The sequence below is a fragment of the Helicobacter vulpis genome (assembly GCF_003660395.1).
Taxonomy (GTDB): domain Bacteria; phylum Campylobacterota; class Campylobacteria; order Campylobacterales; family Helicobacteraceae; genus Helicobacter; species Helicobacter vulpis.
The window spans coordinates 1-3338 of sequence record NZ_QXQT01000043.1; the positions used below are offsets into that span (position 1 = coordinate 1).

The window sequence follows — 3338 nt, forward strand, 5'->3', positions numbered from 1 at the left end:
AGTGAATATGCCTTACTTTGGCTACTTGCTTAACTACCTCCATGGCAACTTCACTTCCTTTGAGCTCTTTGAGTTTCAAAACATCAGTGGCAAATACGCCAAGACCCTTTACCGCTTGCTTAAGCAATGGAAAAGCACAGGGGTGCCACCAAAGAAAGACTGGAGAGAGTTTAGAGAGTTAATGGGTGTGTCATTAAATGTTCCAGCCATCAATGTAGAACATGTCGTGCTAAGACCCGCTGTCCAAGAACTCCACAAGCTCCCCCACTTTGAGAACCTTTGCTATGAAAAGATAAAAACAAAGGGCATGGGTAACCGCATCACCCACATCCAATTCTACTTCCAACCACTCACTAAGACCAGCAAAGACAGAGAACAAGCCAAAAAAGATTTAAGAACCATTGCTTGGAAAATTAGAAGTGAAAAGGCGGTTAAACAGCTCAAACGCTCTATGGAGCAAGCAAAACAAACCAGGCTAGACAACGAAATGCTAGAAGTCTTAGATATGGCCTTTTACAAACCCCAAAACCCTAGTGTTGTTCTTGTGGTTGATGGCATACAGCCTGCCAAGGATGGCTTTGAAATTTTAGTCAAATACTACAAAGAGGGCAAAGAGTTTCAAGCCAAGAGTGCTGTATTAGCTAACAAGGAAACTTTTTTAACAGCTATGGCTAAGGGGGGTTATCAAATTGTAGAATTGCAAGTACCACAGATGCAACAGAAACCACAGCAAACACCACAACCCAAAGAAATCAAAATAGGATTGCAAACAGACAAAAACGGCTTTAAAACTTTTCAAGGTTTGACAAGACCAAACCAACCACAACAACTTAGCCAACCACAAGCTCTAAACCATAACAATGATCTAACAGAATACATAGGTAGAAACCTTTACATGAGCAATAATGGTGTGCCTGCTGCTCTTAAGATTAAAAGCATTACATACACTGAGAATAACAAGCTTAGAGTGGATATTCAAGACATAGACAAGCCCCACAAGATTCTAAACCCTTTCATCTTGGACAATGTCAAGCACTTTAAAAGCTGGTTTAAAAAGTATATGGAGTGAGGTAGATATATCTTAGTTGTTCATAAAAATTAGAACAATATTTCAATATTTAATGCTTAGATTGTTAGAATAGACCATTTAAGCAGCAAGGCATAACTTTGAATAAAAGCGATTGGCGGTTTTGGGCGGTGTTAGTATTTTTGTTTTTGGGAGCATTTTTGGCATGGTATTTTATGCACTCTAAAATCAAATTAATAGATCCATTGGCAAGCATCGACTCCACAGAAACTACAGCTAAAAAAGAAGCAGATCAAGATTATTCCAAAGCCAAAGAAGCAGACAAAGATAAAGATTATAAAAAAGAATTTGAGTATTTTAAAAAACTTGCAGACATGGGAGATGCTAGAGGATATAATGGGCTTGGTGTCATGTATAGTGATGGCGATGGTGTGGGAAAAGATCGTCAAATGGCTTTTCAATACTACCAAAAAGCTATGGAGATGGGAAATGCCAAAGCCTATGTCAATTTAGGAAATATGTATGAAAATGGTGATTATGTTCGCCAAAACTATTCTAAAGCCCTAGAATACTACCACAAAGCAGCAGATATGGGAGAAGCTTTGGGTTATTTAAGTCTAGCTCTCATGTATGACAGTGGGCATGGTGTCCCTAAAAATTACCAAAAAGCTTTGGAATATTACCAAAAAGCCACGGATACCAAAGATGACAGCATTCGTTCTTTGGCTTACAATAACTTGGGTGTGATGTATGAGTATGAAAAGGGCGTCACTAAAGATTACTCTCAAGCTTTTCAGTATTACAAGAAAGCGACAGAGATGGGAAATGCCACGGCTTCTAATAACTTAGCTGACTTATACAAGTATGGTAAGGGCACAGTCAAAGATGAAAAGATGGCACAAAAATACTATGAGAAAGCTTGTGATATGGGATACAAGAAAGCTTGTAGTCTAAACTGGTGGCAACAACTTGGCAAATGGTTTGCAGAGAATTGGAAAATCCTAATATTTTCAGTAATCCTTATAGGATACTTTGCAGGATGGCTTTTTGAAAAACTTGATACAGCTATTAAGAAGTAGAGCAAGCATTAAAGGCGCATTACAGTGCGTGTTGTGTGCGTTTTAAAACGACTTTATCAAAGTCGCCAACTAAACACTAGACGATCCAAGTGCCACAGATAAAGCACGCTACTTTGCATTGCCCGCTATTGCATGAGAAAAAATCCTTTACTTCACCTAGTCAAAATACACACCTAGCACCTAGCATTCAAGCCTCCACGGCGTTTGGGTGGCAAATTACCCAAAGCGAACTTGTGAGCGTCCACTTTATGGGGTTGGGCAATTTGCAAATTACCCAACCTACTTCGTAGGACATTCGTAAGCTCATTTTGGGTAATTTGCCCTTGCAGGGGGCTATGAAATGCAGCTAAAAATATCATCAGCCATATTATATGCTAAAATTCTGTGAAATAAAATCATAAAGGATTTTTACATGGCAAAAAAAGATGAAAAAGATTATAGCAAATTTTCTAGGCGGGTTTTAGAGGATTTAGAGAGCCGACTACACAATGAGATTATCAGGGTCAGGGATAAATACCAAGAAACAAAAGCCAAGTATGAAAAAGAATTAAAGGCTTTTAAGAGCAAAGCTACTCGAGAAATTGAACTTTTTACAAGCAAGATGAATAAAGAGATTGTGGCTTTTGAAAACAAGATTAAAAAAGAGCTAGAAGCCATTAAAGCACACGGAGTAAAAAAGACAGAGGAGAAGCAAAAAGTCAATGAGGCTTTGAACAATCTCATCTACACACAAGTGCAAGAGTCTAAGAAAACTGAGACGACCCCTACCAAGCAAGAAGTCAAAGAAACTAAAACAACCCAAGAAACCCAAAATCCCCAAGAAACCAAAGCAAGCCCCACACAACCCCAAAACCAAAAACAAGAACCCCAAGCGAATACACCCAACAAGAAAGCCTAGTCTATGGGGGACATTGCCTCTATCAACTTCAAACCCACGAAGTTGAGCATTCAAGAAAAACACAACGACCGCTCAGTTAAACCTAGTTATGTACTAAAGAGTGGAGGGCTAGGAATAGAATGTAATAGAGATGCTAAAGAGGCCAGAGCTTTAAGAGATAGCCTCATAGAGCAAGCCAAGATCAATTACAAGCAGTATTGTCACCAACCTTTTAAAGCAAAGGCAAGCCGTTATTTGTGGAGTGCTGTTGTCAATATCAAAGAAACAACCACCATGCAAGAGCTAGAAATCCTAGCAGACCACTTTAAAGCCAAATACGGCTTTCAATGCTACC

The 3338-nt window shown here is 39.0% G+C and carries 3 protein-coding genes and 1 pseudogene; all 4 read left to right on the forward strand.

The genetic code is table 11. The features are described from left to right. Positions 1–1069, forward strand: a 1069-nt coding sequence (locus EAO38_RS08335) for a replication initiation protein (protein ID WP_162982754.1), incomplete at its 5' end; no start/stop codon positions are given. A gap of 98 nt (positions 1070–1167) precedes the next feature. Further along, positions 1168–2106: a tetratricopeptide repeat protein gene (locus tag EAO38_RS08340; protein WP_121022837.1), complete on the forward strand. Its 939-nt coding sequence runs from the start codon at positions 1168–1170 to the stop codon at positions 2104–2106. A gap of 412 nt (positions 2107–2518) precedes the next feature. Then, complete coding sequence (locus tag EAO38_RS08350; protein ID WP_121022841.1) at positions 2519–3004, forward strand: hypothetical protein; 486 nt, start codon at positions 2519–2521, stop codon at positions 3002–3004. Positions 3005–3007: 3 nt separating this feature from the next. Further along, a pseudogene (locus EAO38_RS08355) lies at positions 3008–3338 on the forward strand (mobilization protein); the annotation flags it as partial.